11 protein-coding genes and 1 riboswitch are annotated in these 18594 nt (G+C 77.3%); of the genes, 6 read left to right on the forward strand and 5 right to left on the reverse strand.

Translation table 11 applies throughout. The features are described from left to right. The first annotated feature begins 53 nt into the window (after positions 1-53). Entirely contained in the window at positions 54-3848 is a 3795-nt protein-coding gene (locus Q5530_RS30410; protein ID WP_415366260.1) for a BTAD domain-containing putative transcriptional regulator, read from the forward strand. Between the two features lie 54 nt (positions 3849-3902). Here the strand turns inward: Q5530_RS30410 and Q5530_RS30415 are convergent, their stop codons facing one another. Further along, complete coding sequence (locus Q5530_RS30415) at positions 3903-9863, reverse strand: CHAT domain-containing protein (RefSeq protein WP_415366261.1); 5961 nt, start codon at positions 9861-9863, stop codon at positions 3903-3905. Between the two features lie 100 nt (positions 9864-9963). On the opposite strand from Q5530_RS30415, the gene Q5530_RS30420 reads away from it, so the two are divergent. Together Q5530_RS30420 and Q5530_RS30425 are read left to right on the forward strand one after the other, a co-directional pair. Beyond that, positions 9964-10362: a hypothetical protein gene (locus tag Q5530_RS30420; protein ID WP_415366262.1), complete on the forward strand. Its 399-nt coding sequence runs from the start codon at positions 9964-9966 to the stop codon at positions 10360-10362. Continuing rightward, a complete protein-coding gene (locus Q5530_RS30425; RefSeq protein ID WP_415366263.1) occupies positions 10359-11174 on the forward strand; it encodes a hypothetical protein in 816 nt (271 codons plus the stop codon). Before Q5530_RS30420 ends, Q5530_RS30425 begins: the two co-directional genes overlap by 4 nt. Before the next feature lie 42 nt (positions 11175-11216). Here the strand turns inward: Q5530_RS30425 and Q5530_RS30430 are convergent, their stop codons facing one another. The 4 genes from Q5530_RS30430 to Q5530_RS30445 all read right to left on the reverse strand — a co-directional run bounded on the left by Q5530_RS30430 (position 11217) and on the right by Q5530_RS30445 (position 15233). After that, positions 11217-11963, reverse strand: coding sequence for an MOSC domain-containing protein (locus Q5530_RS30430; protein ID WP_415366264.1), 747 nt, complete (start codon positions 11961-11963; stop codon positions 11217-11219). Between the two features lie 9 nt (positions 11964-11972). Beyond that, positions 11973-12050: riboswitch (S-adenosyl-L-homocysteine riboswitch) on the reverse strand. Between the two features lie 130 nt (positions 12051-12180). After that, positions 12181-13032, reverse strand: coding sequence for an alpha/beta fold hydrolase (locus tag Q5530_RS30435; protein ID WP_415366265.1), 852 nt, complete (start codon positions 13030-13032; stop codon positions 12181-12183). 105 nt (positions 13033-13137) lie between these two features. Next, positions 13138-14343: a glycoside hydrolase family 3 N-terminal domain-containing protein gene (locus Q5530_RS30440; protein WP_415366266.1), complete on the reverse strand. Its 1206-nt coding sequence runs from the start codon at positions 14341-14343 to the stop codon at positions 13138-13140. Positions 14344-14411: 68 nt separating this feature from the next. Continuing rightward, entirely contained in the window at positions 14412-15233 is an 822-nt protein-coding gene (locus Q5530_RS30445) for a peptidoglycan DD-metalloendopeptidase family protein (protein ID WP_415366267.1), read from the reverse strand. Between the two features lie 153 nt (positions 15234-15386). Here Q5530_RS30445 and Q5530_RS30450 point away from each other — a divergent pair, with 153 nt between their 5' ends. The 3 genes from Q5530_RS30450 (at position 15387) to Q5530_RS30460 (ending at position 18594) form a co-directional block, all read left to right on the forward strand. Continuing rightward, the gene (locus Q5530_RS30450) at positions 15387-17297 is read left to right on the forward strand and encodes an MFS transporter (RefSeq protein ID WP_415366268.1); all 1911 of its coding nucleotides are present in this window, start codon (positions 15387-15389) and stop codon (positions 17295-17297) included. 37 nt (positions 17298-17334) lie between these two features. Further along, positions 17335-18339 carry a LacI family DNA-binding transcriptional regulator gene (locus tag Q5530_RS30455; RefSeq protein ID WP_415366270.1) on the forward strand — a complete coding sequence of 335 codons (1005 nt, stop codon included), beginning with the start codon at positions 17335-17337 and terminating at the stop codon, positions 18337-18339. A 99-nt stretch (positions 18340-18438) separates the two neighbouring features. Beyond that, a complete protein-coding gene (locus Q5530_RS30460; protein ID WP_415366271.1) occupies positions 18439-18594 on the forward strand; it encodes a hypothetical protein in 156 nt (51 codons plus the stop codon).

Raw genomic sequence — 18594 nt, forward strand, 5'->3', positions numbered from 1 at the left:
ACGGGCCTCGTGCAAGGGGCTGACGAGCGGATCGCGGTGGATCGGGGATCGGGATGTCGACCACTTCTGGTGGCGGGGTGCGGGTGAGCGTGCTGGGACCGGTGCGCGCCTGGCTCGACGAGGACGAGCTGTCGCTGGGCCCGGCCCGGCAGCGGGCGGTGCTGGCGCTGCTCGCGGCCAGGGCCAACCGGGTCGTCTCCCGGCACGAGCTGATCGACGGGCTGTGGGGCGACGCCCCGCCGGCCAGCGCGGTCGGCAGCCTGCACACCTACGTGTCGGGGCTGCGGCGGGCGCTGGGCCCGGCGCGGGACGCGCTGGTGTCGCAGACCTCCGGGTACTCGCTGCGGCTGGCCGGGGGCGCGGTGGACGCCGAGGTGTTCGACCGGGCCCGGTCCCGCGCCCGGCTGCTGGTGGACTCCGGCGACCACCACGCCGCCCGGGTCGCGCTGGACGAGGCGCTGGACCGGTGGCGGGGCGAGGCGTACTCCGGGGTGCCGGGGCCCTTCGCCGAGGTCGAGCGGCGGCGGTTGGACGAGCTGCGGCTCAGCGCCCTGGAGATGCGGGCCCGCGCGGCGCTGGAGCTGGGCGCGCACCGGGAGGTGGTGGCCGAGCTGACCGGGCTGGTGGGCGAGCACCCGTGGCACGAGTCGCTGTGGGAGGTGCTGATGCTGGCGCTGGACCGCTCCGGGCGGCACGCGGAGGCGCTGGAGGCGTTCCGGGACGCGCGCCGGGCGCTGGTGGACGGGCAGGGCGTCGAGCCGGGGCCCGCGCTGCGGGACCTGCACCAGCGGATCGTGACCGGCTCGTCGGAGCGGCCGCGCCCGTCCGCCACGGCTGCGGGGGTCCGGGCAGCCGATGAGCCCCGGTCAGCGGGCGAGCCCTGGCCCGCCGGCGGGCCCGAGCCGTCGCGCGGTTCCCGGGCCGGCGACGCGGACGCGCCCCGCCGCCTGTTCTCGGTACCACCGCACGTGGCGCGCGTGCTGCGCGACGGGGTCTCGCCGGAGGCGTTCGTCGGCCGCGCCGAGGAGACCGCGCTGCTGCGCGACCTGGTCGCCGAGGTGCTGGCCGGCCGGGGCGCGCCGGTGTGGGTCGAGGGCGAGGCCGGGATCGGCAAGTCCGAGCTGCTGACCGTGGCGCTCGCGGACGCGGCTCGGCTCGGCTGCCAGGTGGGGTGGGCCGTCGCCGACGAGCCGGGCAGGCGGTTCCCGCTCCAGGTGATCATGGACTGCCTCGACGTCAGCCCGACCTCCCCGGACCGGCACCGCGCCGACCCGGCCGTGCGGCTGCGCAGCGAGCCCGCGCACGGCGGCTGGGGCCCCGCCGACCCGGTGCCGGTCGCGGTCGACCGGCTGCTGGCCCTGGTGGACCGGGTCTGCGCGGGCGGCCCCCTGCTGCTGGTCATCGACGACCTGCACTGGGCCGACGAGGCCAGCGTGCTGATGTGGCACCGGCTGGCCGCAGCCACCCGCCAGTTACCCCTGCTGCTGGTGGCCGCGACGCGCCCCGACCCGGGTCGGCGGGAGCTGGCCCAGCTGCGGCGCGGCGTGGAGACCCGGCGCGGGCACGTGCTCCTGCTGGAGCCGCTGGCGGTGCGGGAGACCGAGGAGCTGATCGGGCGCGTGGTGGGGGCCCGGCCCGACGCGGTGCTGCGCGAGGTGGCCCGCCGCACCGGGGGCAACCCGCTCTACACCCACGAGGTCGCGCACGCCCTGGTCCGCAACCGGGCCGTGCGCGTGGTGGACGGCGTGGCCGAGGTCGACCGGGCCGCCATCGACCAGGTGCCGTCGTCGCTGCTGGGCGCGGTGGACCGCACGCTGGCCCCCGTGTCCCCGGCCACCCGCGAGGTGCTCCGGTCGGCCGCGCTGCTGGGCGCGGCGTTCGGCGTCGACGCGCTGTGCGCGGTCACCGGGCGGTCGGCGCTGGACCTGGTGGGCGTGCTCGACGAGGCGGTGAGCGCCACCGTGCTGGTCGAGGCCGGTGACGAGCTGGCGTTCCGCCACCCCTACCTGCGGCAGGCGCTGTACGAGGGGATCGCCCGACCGGTGCGGGCCGCGCTGCACCGGCACGCCGCCGAGGCGCTGGCCGGCATCGGCGCGCCGGTCGAGCGGGTGGCCGAGCACCTGGCCGCCGAACCGGTGCCGCCCGACGAGTGGGTGGTGGGCTGGCTGGTCCGCCACCACGCCACCGTGGCCAACCGCGCGCCGCTGATCGCCGTCGACCTGCTGCGGCAGGCCGTGGACAGCCCGCTGCCCACCGGGCCGCAGCGGGCGAGCCTGCTGACCGCCCTGGTCAGGGTGCTGTTCCGGTTGGAGCGCAACCCCGAGCGCGAGGCGGAGCAGGCGCTGGCGCTGGCCACCGACCCGGACGACCGCGCGGAGGTGCGGCACCTGCTGGCGGCCGTGCGGCGCCGGCGCGGCGACACCGCGGCCGCGATCGCGCTGCTGCGCGAGGGCCTGGAGGTGCCCGACCTGCCGGCGATCTGGCGCACCCGCCACCTGTCGCTGCTGGCCGACTTCCGCCGCGGCGACCTGGCCGACCTCGACGAGGCCGAGCGGACCGCGCACCGGGTGCGCGCCGAGTCGGTGGCCGAGGGCGAGCCCTACCCCGTCGCGCACGTCTCGCAGACGCTGTGGCTGCTCGACTCGATCCGCCGCGACCACGAGCGGGCGCTGCGCCACGTGGACGACGCGCTGGTGATCGTCGGCGACCGCACCGACCTGGCCGAGCTGCGCTTCGACCTGCTGGACAACAGGGTGTTCACCCTCCAGAACCTCGACCGGCTGGCCGAGGCCGAGCAGGCGCTGGACTCGGCGCGGGTGGTGGCCGCCCGCCACGACCTGCCCACCGGCCTCCAGGTGTCCACCGCGGTGCACCACTACTGGACCGGGCGCTGGGACGAGGCCCTGGTGGAGCTGGACACGGTGACCGAGGACGGCCCGGCCATCACCTTCTTCGGGATGCGCGAGCCGGGACCGGCCGCCCTGCTGCTGCACGGCGTGGCCGCGCTGATCGCGGGCCGCCGCGACGACCGCGGGGCGGCGGCCGCCCACCTGCGCGCGGCCGAGTCCCACGCGCCGACCACCAGCGCCGAACGGGAGAGCTGCGACTTCTACCTGGTGGCGGCGGCGCTGGCGGCCGAGCAGCGGGGCGCGCCCGACGAGGCGCTGCGGCTGCTCGGGCCGGTGCTGCGACCGGACTTCGCCCGGATGATGTTGCGCCACCAGTGGCTGCCCCACGCCGCGCGCCTGGCGCTGGACTCCGGGAACCGGGAGGTGGCGCGCACGGCGCTGGAGGTGTGCGAGGAGGAGGCGGCCAAGGAGGTGCGGCCGGCCCGCGCGCACGCCGCCGCCGCGCACTGCCGGGGCCTGGTGCACGGCGACCCGGGTGCCGTGCTGACCGCGGCCGCGCACTACCGCGCGGTGGGACGGCCGCTGGAGCTGGCCTCCGCGCTGGTGGACGCCGGTGTCCTGCTGGCCCGCGGCGCGGGGTCGCCGCAGGAGGTGACCTCGGCGTTCGGCGAGGCGCTGGAGCTGTTCACCGGCCTGTCGGCGCGGTGGGACGTGCGGCGCGCGGAACGGCTCCGGCGGGCCTGCGGCGTCCGGGGCGACGCGCCGCAGGCGACCGGCCGGCCCCGGTCGGGCTGGCAGGCCCTGTCGCCGCTGGAGGTGCGCGTCGCGCGCCTGGTCGCGGAGGGCCTGTCCAACCCGGACATCGCGGGCGAGCTGGCCCTGCCCCGGCGGACCGTGCAGTCGCACGTGTCCAGGGTGCTGGACAAGCTGCGCTCGCCCTCGCGCACGGCGGTGGCCGAGCACGTCCGCGCGAACCGGCCGTCGGTGCCGTGCCCGTGAAGCCGTCGTACCCGGCCCGGTTCTCGGCCTGCGCGCGGGCGTGGCGCCGTCCGATCACGGCCCGGAGTGGACGTAGGGCGCCCACCTCGTCGGGTCGCGGGGCGCGGCGTCGCGCAGGGCCCGCACGGTCCGGTGCAGCACGTGCGCGGTGTCGGTCAGGTCGAGGTCCGCGGCGCGGGGACCGGCTCCGGCACCGGCACCGGCACCGTGGGGACCCGCGTCGCCGAGCAGCGCGGAGTACACCGCCGTGGCCACCTCGACCGCGGTCCGGTCGGCCACCGTCCACAGCGTGGCGATCACGTGCCGGTACCCGGCCAGCTGGAGCGCCGCGGCCAGGTGGATGGACTCGTCGGGCAGGGTGGTGCCGCCGACGGCGGTGCGGCAGGCCGACAGGTAGGCCAGCTGGGCGTGCGCGAGGTCCAGCCCGGCCACGTCGAGCACGGTCAGCGGCCCGTCCCGCAGGTACAGCGCGCCGGTGGACGGGTCGCGCAGGTCCTGTCCCCCGTGGCAGGCGAAGTGCGCGTACGCGTGGGTCTTCAGGTCGGCGGTGACGTTCGCGCGCGTGGCCTCCTCCCCCACACGCGGGGTGTGCGCCCCGGGCAGCACGCGCCGGAAGAACTCGGCCTCCGCGCGGGCCCCCGGCAGCGGGCTCAGCGCCTCGGTCCCGGGCGTGGGCGGCGTTTCGGGCAGGCTGACCACCAGGACCCGCCGGTCCGCGGTGGTGGGTGGCCCGGTCGTGCCGGCGCGGGCCAGCGCGCGCAGCGTCGGGGTGTAGGACGAGACGACGCGGTCGAGCACGGTGCGCCCGGCCGGGGTGTCGGCCGGGTCGTGGTAGCCGGCGGCGTGCAGCGGCAGCAGCGTCAGCGGTCCCGTGGGGCACCACCACAGCCGGAACTCCCCGCCGGTCGGGCCCAGGTGGTCGAGCACCGGCTCGGCCACCGCGTCCCACAGCCACTCCAGGGTGGCCGGCAGGGTCTGCCTGGCGCCGGCGCGACCGCCCGGGGAGTTCGGGGCGTCGAGCACCCGCAGCGCGTGCAGGTAGGCGTTGGTCCGCTCGGTGGCCTCCGACAGGGAGAGGTCGGGCAGCGGGACGTGCGCCACCGGCCGGTCCCGGTGCACCACCAGCGCGTCGCACCTCCTCTCGTGCAGGTTGAGCAGGACCACAGGCCCGTCGGGCAGGCCGTCGCGCAGGTCGGCCAGTGGTGGGACGCGCAGCAGGTGCGCCAACCCGGGCAGCGCCCGCGCCCGCGCGAGCAGCCGGTCCCACTCCCCGGCCAGCCGGATGCGGTGCGCCTGCTCGTGCCGGGCGTCGTCGTGCGGGAAGCCGGGGGCCAGGACCGGGGACAGGCCGGTCGGTCCGTCCGGGGCGTCCGCGTCCGCCAGCTCCGCCGCCACGGCCCGCAGCCGGTCGTGCAGGGCCGGGTCCCGCTCGTGGAGCACCGACATGTCGGTGCGGGTCTGGAGGACCTGCGCCCACAGGACCGAGCGGCCCTGCTCCAGCAGCTCCACCGCGCGGTCCGGGTCGCCCGCCTCCACCGCCGCGGCCGCGCCCGCCGCCGCCAGGCCCTGCCAGCGACCCAGCCGCCGCTCGCGGGCGCCGCGCTCGGCGCCGTGCCAGGCCAGCTGCGGCAGCAGCGCCACCACCGTGCCGAACCCCTCCACCGCCGACGCCCAGTCGGCGCGGTCGGCCGACAGCAGGGCCCAGCCCGCGGCGGCGGGCACCCGCACCAGGGCCGGGGCCGCGGTGAACTGGGCGGCGGCTCGGTAGGCGGCGGTGGCGGCGGCGTGGTCCGTGGCAGCGGTAGCGGCGGCGGTGCGGTCAGCCGCGGCAGCAGCGGTGGCGGCAATGTGGTCGGCGGTGGCATGGCCGGCGGCAGCGGCGTGGTTGGCCGCGAGGGGGTCGGTGGTGGCGGCGGCGGTAGTGGCAGCGGTGTGGTCGGCGGCAGCGTGACCGGTGGCGGTAGCGGCGGTGTGACCGGCGGCGGAGTAGTCGGCCGCAGCGGCGGCGTGACCGGTGGAGCGATCGGTGGCGGTAGTGGCGGCGTGATCGGACCGGTCGCGGTCGCGGCGGCGTCGGTGCCGCAGGCGCAGCACCCAGCCGAGGTTGGTCCACACCACCGCCCGGCGGGGGTCGTCGACCGGGAGCGCCTCGACCGCCCGGCGGGCCAGGTCCACGGCCTCCGCCGCGTCCTCCTCCCGCCCCCTGTCGGCGTAGCGGGCGCGCAGCGCGACCGACAGGTTGAGCCGGTGGACGGGCGCGGTGGCGTGTGCCGGGTCGGTGCGCGCGACCGCTTCCCGCAGCAGCTCGACCGCGCGGTCCAGGTCCCCGGGGCGCGGGTGCGACTCGGCCCGGGTGCGCAGCAGCCCGGCCAGGTTCGACAGGACCTGCGGCCGGTGCGGGTGCTCTTCCGGGCAGTGCTCGACGGCGCGGGCGGCGACCGGGATCGCGGCGTCGAGGTCGGCGGGGTCCTGGCGCTCCGCGGCGCGGACGTGCAGGGCGACGGAGAGGTTGAGCAGGCACGCCACGGCGGACGCGGGTGTGGCGTCGGCGACCGCCGCCCGGCCGGTGTCCACGGCGGCGTCGAGGTCGCCCGAGGAACCGAGCAGGCCCGCCCTGGCCCGCAGCGCGTTGCTCAGGTTGGACAGCGTCAGCGACCGCAGCGAGCCCGCCGCCCGGTTGGTCGCGGCGGCGCCCAGGACGTCGATCGCCTCGTGCAGGTCGGCGAGCGAACCGGTCCGCTCGAACCTGGTCCACAGCGCGACGCCCAGCGTGGTCAGGTGGGCCGGGGCCAGGAAGTAGCCGGTGGGCACCCCGGCCACGGCGGTCCGGCTCAGGTCGACGGCGGCGGACAGGTCGGCCGGCGCGCCGGTGCGCCGGCCTCGGGCCAGCAGGCCGTCGGCCAGGGTCGCGGTGGTGGACGCCCGCTCGACCCCGGTCAGGCCCGGCAGCTCCGCCGCGCGCCGCGCCACCGCGATGGCCTCGTCGAGGTCGGCCGGGTCGGTGAGGCGGTGGTGGCGGGCGCGCAGGGAGTTCGACAGCTCGGCCAGGGCCGTGGCCGACGCCGCCGGGTTCGCCGCCGGCGTGGCGACGGCCTCGCGGTGCGCCTCGACGGCCTCGGCCAGGGCGGCGGGGTCGTCGGTCCGCTCGAACAGCTGGGTGAGCACCGTGCCGAGCAGCGTCAGCATCCCGACCCGGTAGGCGAAGTCCGGTGGGCCGGTCCGGACCGCGGTCCGGGCGACCTCGACCGCCTCGGCGAGCGCGGCGGGGTCGCCGGTGTCGTTGTAGCGCAGCTGCAACGCGGTGCCCAGGTGCACCAGCGCCATGAGGTGGGCCGGGGTCCCCCGGCGGAAGCGGGTGCGGGCGTGGCGCAGCAGGGCGACGGCCTCCTCGTGCGCCTCCGGGGTCGGGGACCACTGGGCGCGCGCCAGCAGTGCCGCCCCCAGCTGGAGCACCACCAGGTCGGACCCGCGCCCGCCGCCGGCCGCCGCGGCGCGCAGGGAGGCGATCGCCTCGTCGAGGTCGGTCGCCTCGGTGGTGCGCTGGAAGCGCAGGAGCAGGACCACGCCGAGGTTGAGCCGCACCTCGGGCGGCGCGGGGTGGTCGGGTCGGGCGCCGATCGGAGCGGACCGCAGCAGGGTGACCGCCCGGTCCAGGTCGGCCGGATCGCGTTCGCGCTCGTACCGGCCGGCGAGCAGGGCGGCGGTGTTCACGGCCAGGCCGGCGACGTGGCGGTGCCCCGGCGGCAGCTCGGCCAGCACGCGTTCGGCGGCCCGGACGGTGTCCTCGACGGCCTCGTCCAGCTCCGCCGCGGCCCGGGTGTGGGCGTAGCGCCCGACCAGCACCCGGCCCAGGGTGATCACCGCGAACGCGGTGGGCCCGTCGTCGTGCGCCAGCACCTCGCGGCACAGGGCGATGGATTCGGTCGTGCCGTCCGGGTCGTGCCTCGCGCGGGCTCGGGCGCCGAGCACGGCGGCGAGGGCGACCTGGGCGAAGGGGAAGTGCGGGTCGTCGGCCGGGCACAGGTCGAGGGCGCGGCGCGCGAGGGCGACCGCTGCGGTGATGTCGTCCGGCACCGCCGGGTGGTCCGCCCCCACCGGGCTGTCCAGCACCACCCGGCTGTCCGGCTCATCCCCGGCACCCGGCTCATCCCCGACATCGGCGCGCAGGTGCCGGACCACCGAACCCGCGGTCAGCACGCGCGGCAGCGCCGGGTGGTCGTCGGGCAGCAGGTCGGCGGCGCGGTCCGCCGCGTCGACCGCGCCGTCCAGGTCGGCCCGGTCCCCGGTCAGCTCGGCCCGGCGGGTCAGCGCGGTGGCCAACCGGTGCAGGCACTCCGCGCGGACGAGATCGTCGGCGGCCAGGTGGGTGAGCGAGCGCAGCGCCCGGATCCGCTCGTCGAGGTCGGCCCGTCGCCCGGTGCGGTCGTGCCTCAGCCCCAGCAGGTGCGTCAGCTCACCCAGGTGGTGGCCCCGCAGGACGTCGTCCGGCGCGACCAGGGCGGCCGCGCGCATCGCCTCCACCGCCTCGTCGAGGTCGTCCTCGGCCCCGGAGAGCCCGAACCGCTCCCGCGCCACCTTCGCCAGGGTCAGCAGGACCGGCGCCGGCACGCGGTCGTCCGCGTCCGCCGCGGCCCGTCGCAGCAGGTCCGCCGCCTCGTGCAGCAGGACCGGGTTCCCGGTGTCGTCGTAGCGCATCAGCAGCGCGTCGGCCAGGGAGAACACCAGGCCGACGCGGTCCGCCGGCGAGCCGGTCGACGCGGCCAGGGCCGCCCGTGCCGCCTGCTCCGCGCCGGCCGGGTCGCGCCGCCCCGCGCGCCGCACGGTCGACAGCACGGCGTCCACCTCGGGCCGCAGCGGGTGGCCGGCGGGGACCGCGTCGTCCGCGAGCGCGGAGAGCCGGGTCGCCTCGACCAGGTCCGCCCCGGCCAGGTCTGCCCCGATCAGGCCCTCCTCGTCGGGCCGGCCGAAGGCGCGGGCGTGCGCGAACCGGAGCACCAGCGCGGTGGCGAGCCTGAGCAGCGCCGTGACGTGCTCCTCCTCGGTCGCGCCGCCGATCGCCAGCGCCTCCGCCGCGCACCGGGCGCTCTCGTCGACGTCCGCCACGTCGGCGGCCTCGCCGGTCCGCACGAACCTGATCCTCAGCGCCTCACCGAGCAGCAGCAGCACGGCGCGGCGGCCGGGCTGGTCCGGTCCACAGGCCGCCGCGACCTCCCGGGCGACCTCGACGCACTCCTCCACCTCGGTCAACGGCGCGCCGCGACCGCACCGGGCGGCCAGCGCCGCGCCGAGCGCGAACAGGCACGACAGCCGGTCGGTGTCCTCCGGCGGCAGCGACCTGGCGCGACGCAGCAGGTCCGCGGCCCCGTCCAGGTCCGCCACCTGCCCGGCGGCCTCGAACCGGTACTGAAGGGCCAGGCCCAGGTTCAGCGCCACGGGCAGGGCCAGCGGGTGGTCGGCGGGCACGCGGACCGCCCGGCCGGTCTCGACGGCCTCGTCCAGGTCGGCCGGCTCGCCGCGCTGCTCGTGCCGCACGCGCAGCAGGACGAGCAGGTTGAGCCGGTGCGCGTCCACGTCCTCGTCACCGCGCTCGGCACCGTGCCGGACGGCCGCCCGGCACAGCTCGGCCCCGGCGTCCACCAGCTCCGGGTCGCCCATCGCCAGCGCGGCCCGCGTGATCACGGTGGCGTAGTAGCGCCCGACCACGTCGAGCGCGAGCACCGGCACGGCGGGGTTGGCCGCGAACCAGTCGAGCACGGGCCGCGGCACCGACCCCGGCGCCACCAGCGTGAGGGGACCGGACAGGTTCAGGCACACGTCGAGGTCGGCCCCGGCCTCCTCCGGCGGCAGGGCGTGGTGGCGCACCCAGTGCAGCGAGGCCAGCAGGGCCAGCACCCGCGGGTCCGCCGGGCCGTCGACGGCGGGCCGGGCCAGCCGGGCGGCCTCCACCAGGGCGTCGGGAGCGACGGCGGCGGCCGGGTCGCCGTCGCGGACGGCGAGCGTGATCCGTTCGTCCAAGGAGATGCCGCACCCCGCTCTCGCGTCGAACCCCGCCTGCCCGGCGGGGCGCACCGTTACGGTTCGATCAACGACCCAGCGTGGCACACGGAGGAACGGCGTGGCGGTGGAGATCGACGAAGGGCAGGCACTGGTGCTGTGGTGCCTGCTGTTACCGGGGTTGCGCCGGGCCGCGGCCACCGGCCGCTGGTCCGACCGGCTGGAGCGCGCGGCCGCGCGGGTGCGCGACGGCGGTTCGGCGCTCGACGCGTGCCGGCGGTTCGAGCTCATCGCCGACGACGACCCCGAGGAGCCGACGCGGGGCGTCGGCGAGCCCCCCGGCGTCTCCTCCGCCTACCCCGACCCGCGCGGCCCGCGCCCGCCCGGCACCGGCCGCGGCGACTACCGGTGCCCGCGCGGGGTGTGCGACCGGCACGACCGCCGCGACGAGGAGGGCAGGCCGCCGGTCTGCGCGCTGTTCGACGGCGAGCCGATGCGGCCGACCGGGTCGCCGGCGTGAACCCGTTCCTGTCGTCGCTGGGCGGCAAGCTCGCGGAGCGGTGGGTGGCCACCCTGGTGCTGCCGGGCGCGCTGTTCGTGGCCGCCGCGGTGTGCGCGGTCCGGCTCGGCCACCGCGACGCCCTGGACGTCGTCCGGCTGGGCAACGAGGTCGTCGCGGCGTTCCCCCGCCTGCCCGTCGCGGTGGCGGCGATCGGCCTGCTGCTCGGCGCCGCCGCCGCGGTCGTGGCCGCCCAGGCGCTGGGCGCGCTGGCGGAGGCGGTGTGGGTCAAGCCCTGGCGCGGGCCGGCGGCCTGGGTGGCGCGGCCGGTGGTCGCGGTGCGCCGGTGGCGGTTCGACCGGGCCGCCGCCAGGGCCGGCGTGGACCCGGTCCCGGCGTACCGCCCTCGGCGCGCCACCTGGATCGGGGAGCGCTTCCGGTTGCTGGACACCAGGATCGCGGCCCAGTACCAGGGCCTGCGCCTGGGCCCGCTGTGGCCGCGCCTGTGGCTGCTGGTGCCCGAACCCGCGCGGCTGCCCGTGCAGGCGGCCGAGATCAGGTTCCACAGCGCCACCACCCTGACCGGCTGGGGCGTGCTGTACGCGGCCCTGGGCCCGCGCTGGTACCCGGCGGCGGTGGTCGGCGCGGTGGTGGCGGTCGTGGGCTGGCGCCGGGCCCGCACGGCGGCCGACGCCCTGGCCGTGCTGATCGAGGCGACCGTGGACACCCACCTGGACGTGCTGGCCACCGCGCTGGGCCACCCGCTGCCGGCCGGGGGCCTCACCCCGGGCCTGGCGGTGCGGCTCAACGACCGGTTCGCCAAGGGCGGGTAGCCACCGGGCACCGCCGAGCGCACCCCCGCGAGGTCGCGGGCCTCACCGCCCGCCGCGCACGGCGTGGCTGCTCGGCGTCGCCTCCGGCGCCGTGACCGGGTGGTCCAGCACGACGGTGTCACCGACGGCGACGCGACCGGGCACGACCACCGAGGCGTAGACGCCCAGGGTCATGCCGTGCCCCAGCGCGATGGCGCGCAACACCTCCCGGTCCCGCTGACCGGTGTCCGGGTCGACACCCACCACCGCGCACCGCCGATCCGGCCGGTCCACCCGCAGCACCGCCCCGCCCACCGCCACGGTCCCCCCGACCCAGGCGTCCTCCGGGAACCCCCCGGCAGGGAACCCCCCGGCAGGGAACTCCCCCGCCGACTCGACCAGCACGTTGGGCCGGAACCGGCGCGCGTCGACCGCGCCCGCGGCCGCGACGCTCTGCGCGGTCAGCAACGAGACCGGCGCGGAGTCGAACGCGCCCCGGTCCAGCCTCATCGGCCGGGCGCCCAGCGACGCCGCCAGGGCGGGGTCGGCCACGTCGTGCTCCTGCCCGTCCGGCGCGCGCACCACCACCGTCCGCCCCACCGGGCGCGGCCGGTGCAGGACGAGGTCCGGGCGCTGCCGCAGCGTCAACCACGGGAACCCGTCCCGCTCCCGGCCCTCGCGCACGAACCCCCACCGCCGGTCGTCGGCCAACCCGTGCCACGACACGTCGGCGTGGTCCAGCTCCTGGCCCGCCATCGACTTCACCGGGTACCGGTACAGGGCGACCACCCGACCGACCACGACCACCACGCCTCCAGGGGATCGGAGGCGCCCTTACCGCGGGAGGAGCCGGACCGAGCGTGGCGGACCTGGTCCGTCGCAGCGCCTCTCGGCCCGTGGCCGCATCGTGGCAGCCGTCGCCGGCACGGGTCAAGGTTCCCCGTCGTCGCGGTGGACTGCTGCGGTGGACTGCTGCGGGGCGCCGTCCGCGCTCGGGTCGGGCGCCCCCCGGCCCGAGCGCCACGCCTCACGACCCCAGCGCCACCACCTGCGCGGCCACCGCCTCCGGCGCCTCCAGCGGCAGCATGTGCCCGGCGTTCTCCACCACCACCGACTCCCCGCCCACCACCGCGGCCAGCTCCTCGGCATTGGACTCGGGCACCAGCCGGTCCTCGTCGCCCACGATGGCGATCACCGGCCGCTCCCCCGCCACGGTCAGCGCCGCCTCCCGGTCGTAGCGGTCCACGGCCGGGCGGAACAGCGCGATGGTCTCCGGCCAGTGCCCCCACACCATGTCGGCGGTCAGGTCGACGTCCTCGGGCCGCGGCTCGTCGCCGAACAGCCACCAGCGCAGCCCCGCGGTCTTGGCGGGCTCGATCTTCTCCCGGATGGTGCGCACCAGCGGCCCGAACGCCCGCTCCAGCTCGCGCACCAGCTTGCCCAGCGCCTTCGGCCACGCCAGCGACGTCTCGGCCAGCCCGGTCGAGGCGGTGGACACGAACACCACGCCCGCCACCCGCTGCCGGTACAGCCGGGGTCGGCGCTCGGCCAGCGCCATGGCCGCCATCCCGCCCATCGAGTGACCGACGACCACCACCCGGCCGTGCGGCACCAGCCGCTCGATCAGCTGACCGAGGTCGTCGCCCAGCTGCTCGATCGTCGCGGTCGACTTGTCGGCGGGCGAGGACTCGCCGTGCCCCCGGTGGTCGTAGGCGACGACCTGCACCGAGCCGGGCAGCGCCGCCACCACGCGGTGCCAGCTGCGGTGGTCCAGCGCGTAGCCGTGCGCCAGCACGGCGGTCAGCTCGGCCTCGGGCGGGCCGACGCGCACCACGTTCAGCTCGGCCCCGTCCTCCAGCAGCAACCGCTCGGTCACCATGCCCTGCCCCTTCCGTCGGCGGTATCGACCTACCAACGAGTAGGTAAGCGGTTCGTCACGCTCCCCGCGAGAGCCGCCCGAGGGGCGTCCGGAACGGCCGGTCGGTCAGCAGGCGTCCTTCGCGCCCAGCACCCGCCGCGCGGCCTCGTCGACCCGGGCGAGGGGCAGCGCGCCCGAGGCCACCGACGCCTCCAGGTGGTCGAGCACCTCGCCCGTGCGCCCGCCGGAGGACCACAGGGCGATGTCCGCGCCGGCGGCCAGCGCCTGCCGCACCGCCTCGGGCAGGTCGACCAGGTCGGTCACCGCGCGCATCGCGCCCAGGTCGTCGGTCATCGCCGGGCCGGTGAAGCCGAACTCGCCGCGCAGCAGGGCGTACGCCTCCGCGCTCAGCGTCGCCGGGCGGCCGCCGGTCAGGCCGGGGACGTCGATGTGGCCCAGCATCACCACGACCCGCCCGTAGCGGCCGATGTCGTGGTAGGGCACCAGGTCCGTCCGCCGCAGCGCCTCCAGCGGCGGGGAGGTGACCGCGCCGCGGTGCGAGTCGCCGTTGGTGTTGCCGTGGCCGGGGAAGTGCTTGAGCACCGGGGTGACGCCCGCCTCGTGCAGCCCCTGGGCGAACGCCTGGGCGTAGGCCGCGGTGACCGCCGGGTCGGGGCTGAAGGAGCGGTCGCCGATGACCGTGCGGTCGGGTTGGCCGCTGGTGTCCACGACGGGCGCGAGGTCCATGCTCACGCCCCGCCCGCGCAGCGCCAGCGCCCGGTCGCGGGCCACCGCGCGCACCTGCTCCGGGGACATGTCCGCGGCCATCCGCCGCGCGCTGGGCAGGGGGCCGTCCAGCGCCTCCACCCGCTGCACCCGGCCGCCCTCGTCGTCCACGGCGACCACCAGCGGCACCGCCGCCGCCGCGCGCACCGCCGCCAGGCCGCCGGTCAGCAGGCCGGTGTCCTCGCCGCCGATGAAGATGCCGCCCACCTGCTCGGCCTGCACGACCCGCAGCGCGTCCGCCGTGCCGCGCGGGTCGACGCCGACCATGAGCAGCTGGGCCAGCCGGGCGCGCAGCGGCAGCGCCGCGGCCCTCACCGCGCACGGGTCGGGGGCGGGGGCGGGCTCGGCGGTGCGCGTCGGGCGCTCCGAAGAGGACGCCGGGGACGCCGCGGACGGGGCGGGCACGGCCACGGGGCGGCCGGCCACCGGGGCGCCGGGGTCGTGCAGCAGGGCCGCGAGCACCGCGCCGACGGCCGTGAACACCAGCAACACCCTGGTCCTGGCGTTCCGGCCGCCGCATCGCCCGTTCGGCCGCTCGTCGCGCACGGCAACCAACGTACTTGACGTGCTCCCCGGTCCGCAGAACGGAGTGGCGTCGGGGGCGCCGCGGCGGCTCAGTCGTACCTGTCCTGGTTGAGGAAGCGGGCGAGACCGCGCCACGAGTTGGGCCCCATCACCCCGTCGATCGGCCCGGTGTAACCCCACCGGGCGGCCAGGCGCTGCGCGGCGGCCCAGGTGTTGGCGCCCGGCACCCCGTCGATCGGACCGGTGTACCCGTGGGCCCGCAGGGCGCGTTGCAGGGCCGCGTAGGTGTTCGCGCCCGGCGCGCCGTCGATCGGACCGGTGTAGCCGGCCTCCAGCCGCAGCCAGTTCTGCGCCCGCTGCCAGAACACGGTCCCGGGCACGCCGTCCTGCTCGGTGCCGGTCTTGGGCAGGCCGCCGCCGATGCCGGCGAGGTAGGTGAGCGGGTTGATGCGGGTGCCGCCCGGGTCGATCATGTGCCAGTGGACGTGCGGGCCGGTGGACGAGCCCGACCCCGGCGCGCCGGGTTGGCCGCCGGACAGGCCGACGACTCCGCCCACGTCCACCCGGGTGCCGTTGGTCAGCAGGAACCGCGACAGGTGCATGTACTGGGTCCGGTAGCCGTTGTCGTGCCGGATGGTCACGGTGTGGCCGCCGGTGCCGTTGTCGGGGGTGTTGGTGACCACGCCGCCGCCCGCGGCGGGCAGGCGGGTGCCCACGGCCATGCCGTAGTCGATGCCGCCCAGCGACCCGCGTGAGCGGTGCTGCTCCCAGGTGCCGGTGATCCGGTAGGCGGTGAACGGGTGGTAGAACGCCGCGGCGCTCGCGTTGCCCATCGTGACCAGGCCACCGGCGACGACGAGCCCCGCGCCGGACAGGAGGGTCCTCCTGGTGATGCCGCCGCCGTTGTCCATCGGCCGCCTCCCGGGTGAAGTCGTTCCCACGGAAGGTAGTGGTGCGGTGACGCTGCGGGATGGGTCGTTCGACCGACGACCGTCCGGGGCAGGGGTGCGGCGCGATCGGTCCACCGGCAGCCGAAGTTAGTTCGCTACGCTAATGTTCTCGGCGTGAAACGCCCCGTCGGACTCGTCATCGCCGTGCTCAGCCTGTGCGGGACCGTCGTGTCGCTCATGCAGACGCTCGTCATCCCGCTGCTGCCCGAGCTGCCCACCCTGCTGGGCACCACCGCCGACAACGCCTCGTGGCTGGTCACGATCACGCTGCTGACCAGCGCGGTGGCCACCCCGATCCTGTCCAAGGTCGCCGACATGGTCGGCAAGCGGCTGGTGATGGCCATCGCGCTCGGCGTGCTGATCGTCGGCTCGGTGGTGTGCGCGCTGAGCGGTTCGCTGGGCGGGGTGATGGTCGGCCGGGCCCTCCAGGGCTTCGCCCCCGCCCTCATCCCCGTCGGCATCAGCATCATGCGCGACGAGCTGCCCAAGGAGCGCGTCGGCGCGGCCGTGGCGCTGATGAGCGCCACCCTGGGCATCGGCGCGGCGGCGGGGCTGCCGCTGGGCGGGGTGATCGCCAGCGCGCTGGACTGGCACTCGCTGTTCTGGGTCTCGGCCGGGATGGGCGCGGTGATGCTGGCCGCCGTGCTGCTGGTCGTGCCGGAGTCCGCGGTGCGCAGCCCGGGGCGCTTCGACCTGGTGGGCGCGGTGCTGCTGTCGGTGGCGCTGACCAGCCTGCTGCTGGCCGTCTCGAAGGGCGCGGCGTGGGGCTGGACCAGCCGCGCCACCCTGCTGTGCCTGGCGGTGGCCGTGCTGGCGTTCGCCGCGGCCGCGCCGTGGGAGCTGCGGGTGGGCAACCCGCTGGTCGACCTGCGCACCTCGGCCCGCCGCCCGGTGCTGCTGACCAACGTGGCGTCCCTGCTCGCGGGCTTCGCCATGTACGCCAACCTGCTGGTCGGCACGCAGGAGCTCCAACTGCCCGAGGCCACCGGCGTCGGCTTCGGCCTGTCGCCCACCGCGGCCGGGCTCGCCATGCTCCCCGGCGGCCTGGTCATGGTGCTGCTGGCGCCGGTCTCGGCCGCGGTCACCCGCCGCCACGGGGCCCGGGCCACCCTGGTGGTCGGGTCGCTGGTGATGGCGGGCGGCTACGCCGTGCGCGCGCTGCTCACCGGGCAGCTGTGGCAGCTCGTCGCCGGGACCACGATCATCTCGATCGGCACGGCCATCGCGTTCGCCGCCATGCCGATCCTGGTGATGCGCTTCGTCCCGATCACCGAGACCGCCGCCGCCAACGGCCTCAACACCCTGGTCCGCTCGATCGGCACGTCCACCTCCAGCGCCGTGGTCGCCGCCGTGCTCACCGCCGGCACGGTCACCGCCGCCGGCCTCGCCGTGCCGACCCCCGCCGCGTTCGCCGCGGTCTCCTGGATCGCCGCCGCGGCGGCGGTGCTGGCCGCCCTGCTGGCCACCGCCCTGCCCGGTCGGGAGGTGACCGAGGTCCCCCTGCCGGCCCGCGACCGGGCCGAGGAGGTCGTGGTGCGCGGCGAGGTCGTCGCGCCCGACGGCCACCCCGTGCGCCTGGCCGTGGTCACCGTGCTGACCCTGCGCGGCGAGCGGACCGACTGGGCGCGCACCGACCACACCGGCAGGTGGTCGGCGGTGCTGCCGGGCCAGGGCCGCCACCTGGTGGTGTGCTCGGCCGACGGCTGGTCGCCCCGCTCCGGGGTGCTCGACCTGCGCACCGACCGACCGCAGCGGATCGTGCTGTGCGACCGGCGGGAACTGGTCGGAGTGGTGCGCCACGACGGGATCGCGGTCGCCGACGCCCTGGTCACCCTCACCAGCCCGGCCGGCGAGACCGCCGAGCACGCGCGCACCGACCCGCAGGGCCGCTACGCCCTGCCGCTGCCCCCGCTGGGCGGCTACGTCCTCACCGTGCTGCCGCCGGGCTCCGACGTCGCCCACGCCACCGACGTGGTGGTGACCCCCCAGCGCCGCACCGTGGACCTCGACCTGCCGGTGGCGTGAAGCCCGTGCGGCACCATCGGCCACCTATGATCCACAGGTGGTCACCATCGCCGATGTGGCGCGCGCGGCGGGCGTCTCGCCCAGCACCGTGTCCTACGTGCTGTCCGGCAAGCGCACGATCTCGGAGACGACCCGGCGCAAGGTGCACCGCAGCATCCGCAAGCTCGGCTACCGCCCCAACGCGGGCGCGCGGGCGCTGGCCAGCAGCCGCACCAACGTGCTCGCCCTCGTCGCGCCCCTGCGCACCGACCTGAACGTGCCCGTGGTGATGCAGTTCGTCGGCGCCACCGCCGCCGCGGCCCGCGCCCACGACCACGACGTGCTGCTGCTGACCGCGGACGAGGGCGCGGAGGGGCTCGACCGGGTCGCGGCCTCCGCCCTGGCCGACGCGATCCTGGTGATGGACGTGGAGGCGAGCGAACCGCGGGTGCCGGTGCTGCGCGCGCTGGAGCGGCCCGCGGTGCTCATCGGGGTGCCGGACGACTGCGCCGGCCTGACCTGCGTGGACCTGGACTTCACCGCGGCGGGCGCGGCCTGCGTGGCGCACCTGGCCGACCTCGGTCACCGGCACGTCGCCCTGATCGGCCCCTCCCCCGCCGTCTACCGGCGGGGCACCAGCTACGCGGGCCGGTTCCTGCGCGGCTTCGAGCGGGAGGCGGCCGACCGGGGCGCGCTGACCACCGCGCTGGCCTGCGTGCCCACCTACGACGGGCTGCGCGACTGCCTGGACGACCTGTTCGCCCGCCGACCCCCGGTGACCGGGCTGGTGGTGCACAACGAGGCCGTCCTCGGGCCGCTGCTGTCGGAGCTGGCCCGGCGCGACCGGCGGGTGCCGCGCGACGTCTCGGTGCTCGCGGTGTGCCCGCCGGACCTGGCGCGGTCGCACGAGGTGCCGCTGACCTCGGTGGACATCCCCGCGGCCGAGCTGGGCGAGCTGGCGGTGGAGCTGGCGATGCGGCAGCTGGACGGCCACGGCGAGCCGGAGGTGCGGTTGCTGCCGCCGCGGCTGGAGGCGCGCGGCAGCACCGGCCCGCCGCCCTGAGCACACCCGTCACCTATTGACATTCGATAGTTTACAAGCGATATTCGATGTATGAACGTCGAACATCGTCGCCGGGGCCTGCCCTGGGGCGGAGACCTCGTGAAGTACGTCCTCGCCCTGCTCACCGTCGTGGTCGGCGTGGCCGCCTTCATCTACGGAGGAGCCGACGACTCACCCGGGCTCCAGCTCATCGGGGCCCTGATCGTCGGCGGCGTCGTCGTCTCCGGGGTGCGGTCCGCCCGGCGCGGCGGGTAG

Origin of the sequence: Saccharothrix sp. BKS2, assembly GCF_047689505.1 — a bacterium.
In the GTDB taxonomy this organism is placed as follows: Bacteria; Actinomycetota; Actinomycetes; order Mycobacteriales; family Pseudonocardiaceae; genus Actinosynnema; species Actinosynnema lopnurensis.

Bases quoted from the DNA above. Each gene is read 5' to 3' on its own strand.
- Q5530_RS30410 (WP_415366260.1), top strand. From the start codon at position 54: ATGTCGACCACTTCTGGTGGCGGGGTGCGGGTGAGCGTGCTGGGACCG.
- Q5530_RS30435 (WP_415366265.1), bottom strand. From the start codon at position 13,032: ATGGTGACCGAGCGGTTGCTGCTGGAGGACGGGGCCGAGCTGAACGTG.
- Q5530_RS30445 (WP_415366267.1), bottom strand. From the start codon at position 15,233: ATGGACAACGGCGGCGGCATCACCAGGAGGACCCTCCTGTCCGGCGCG.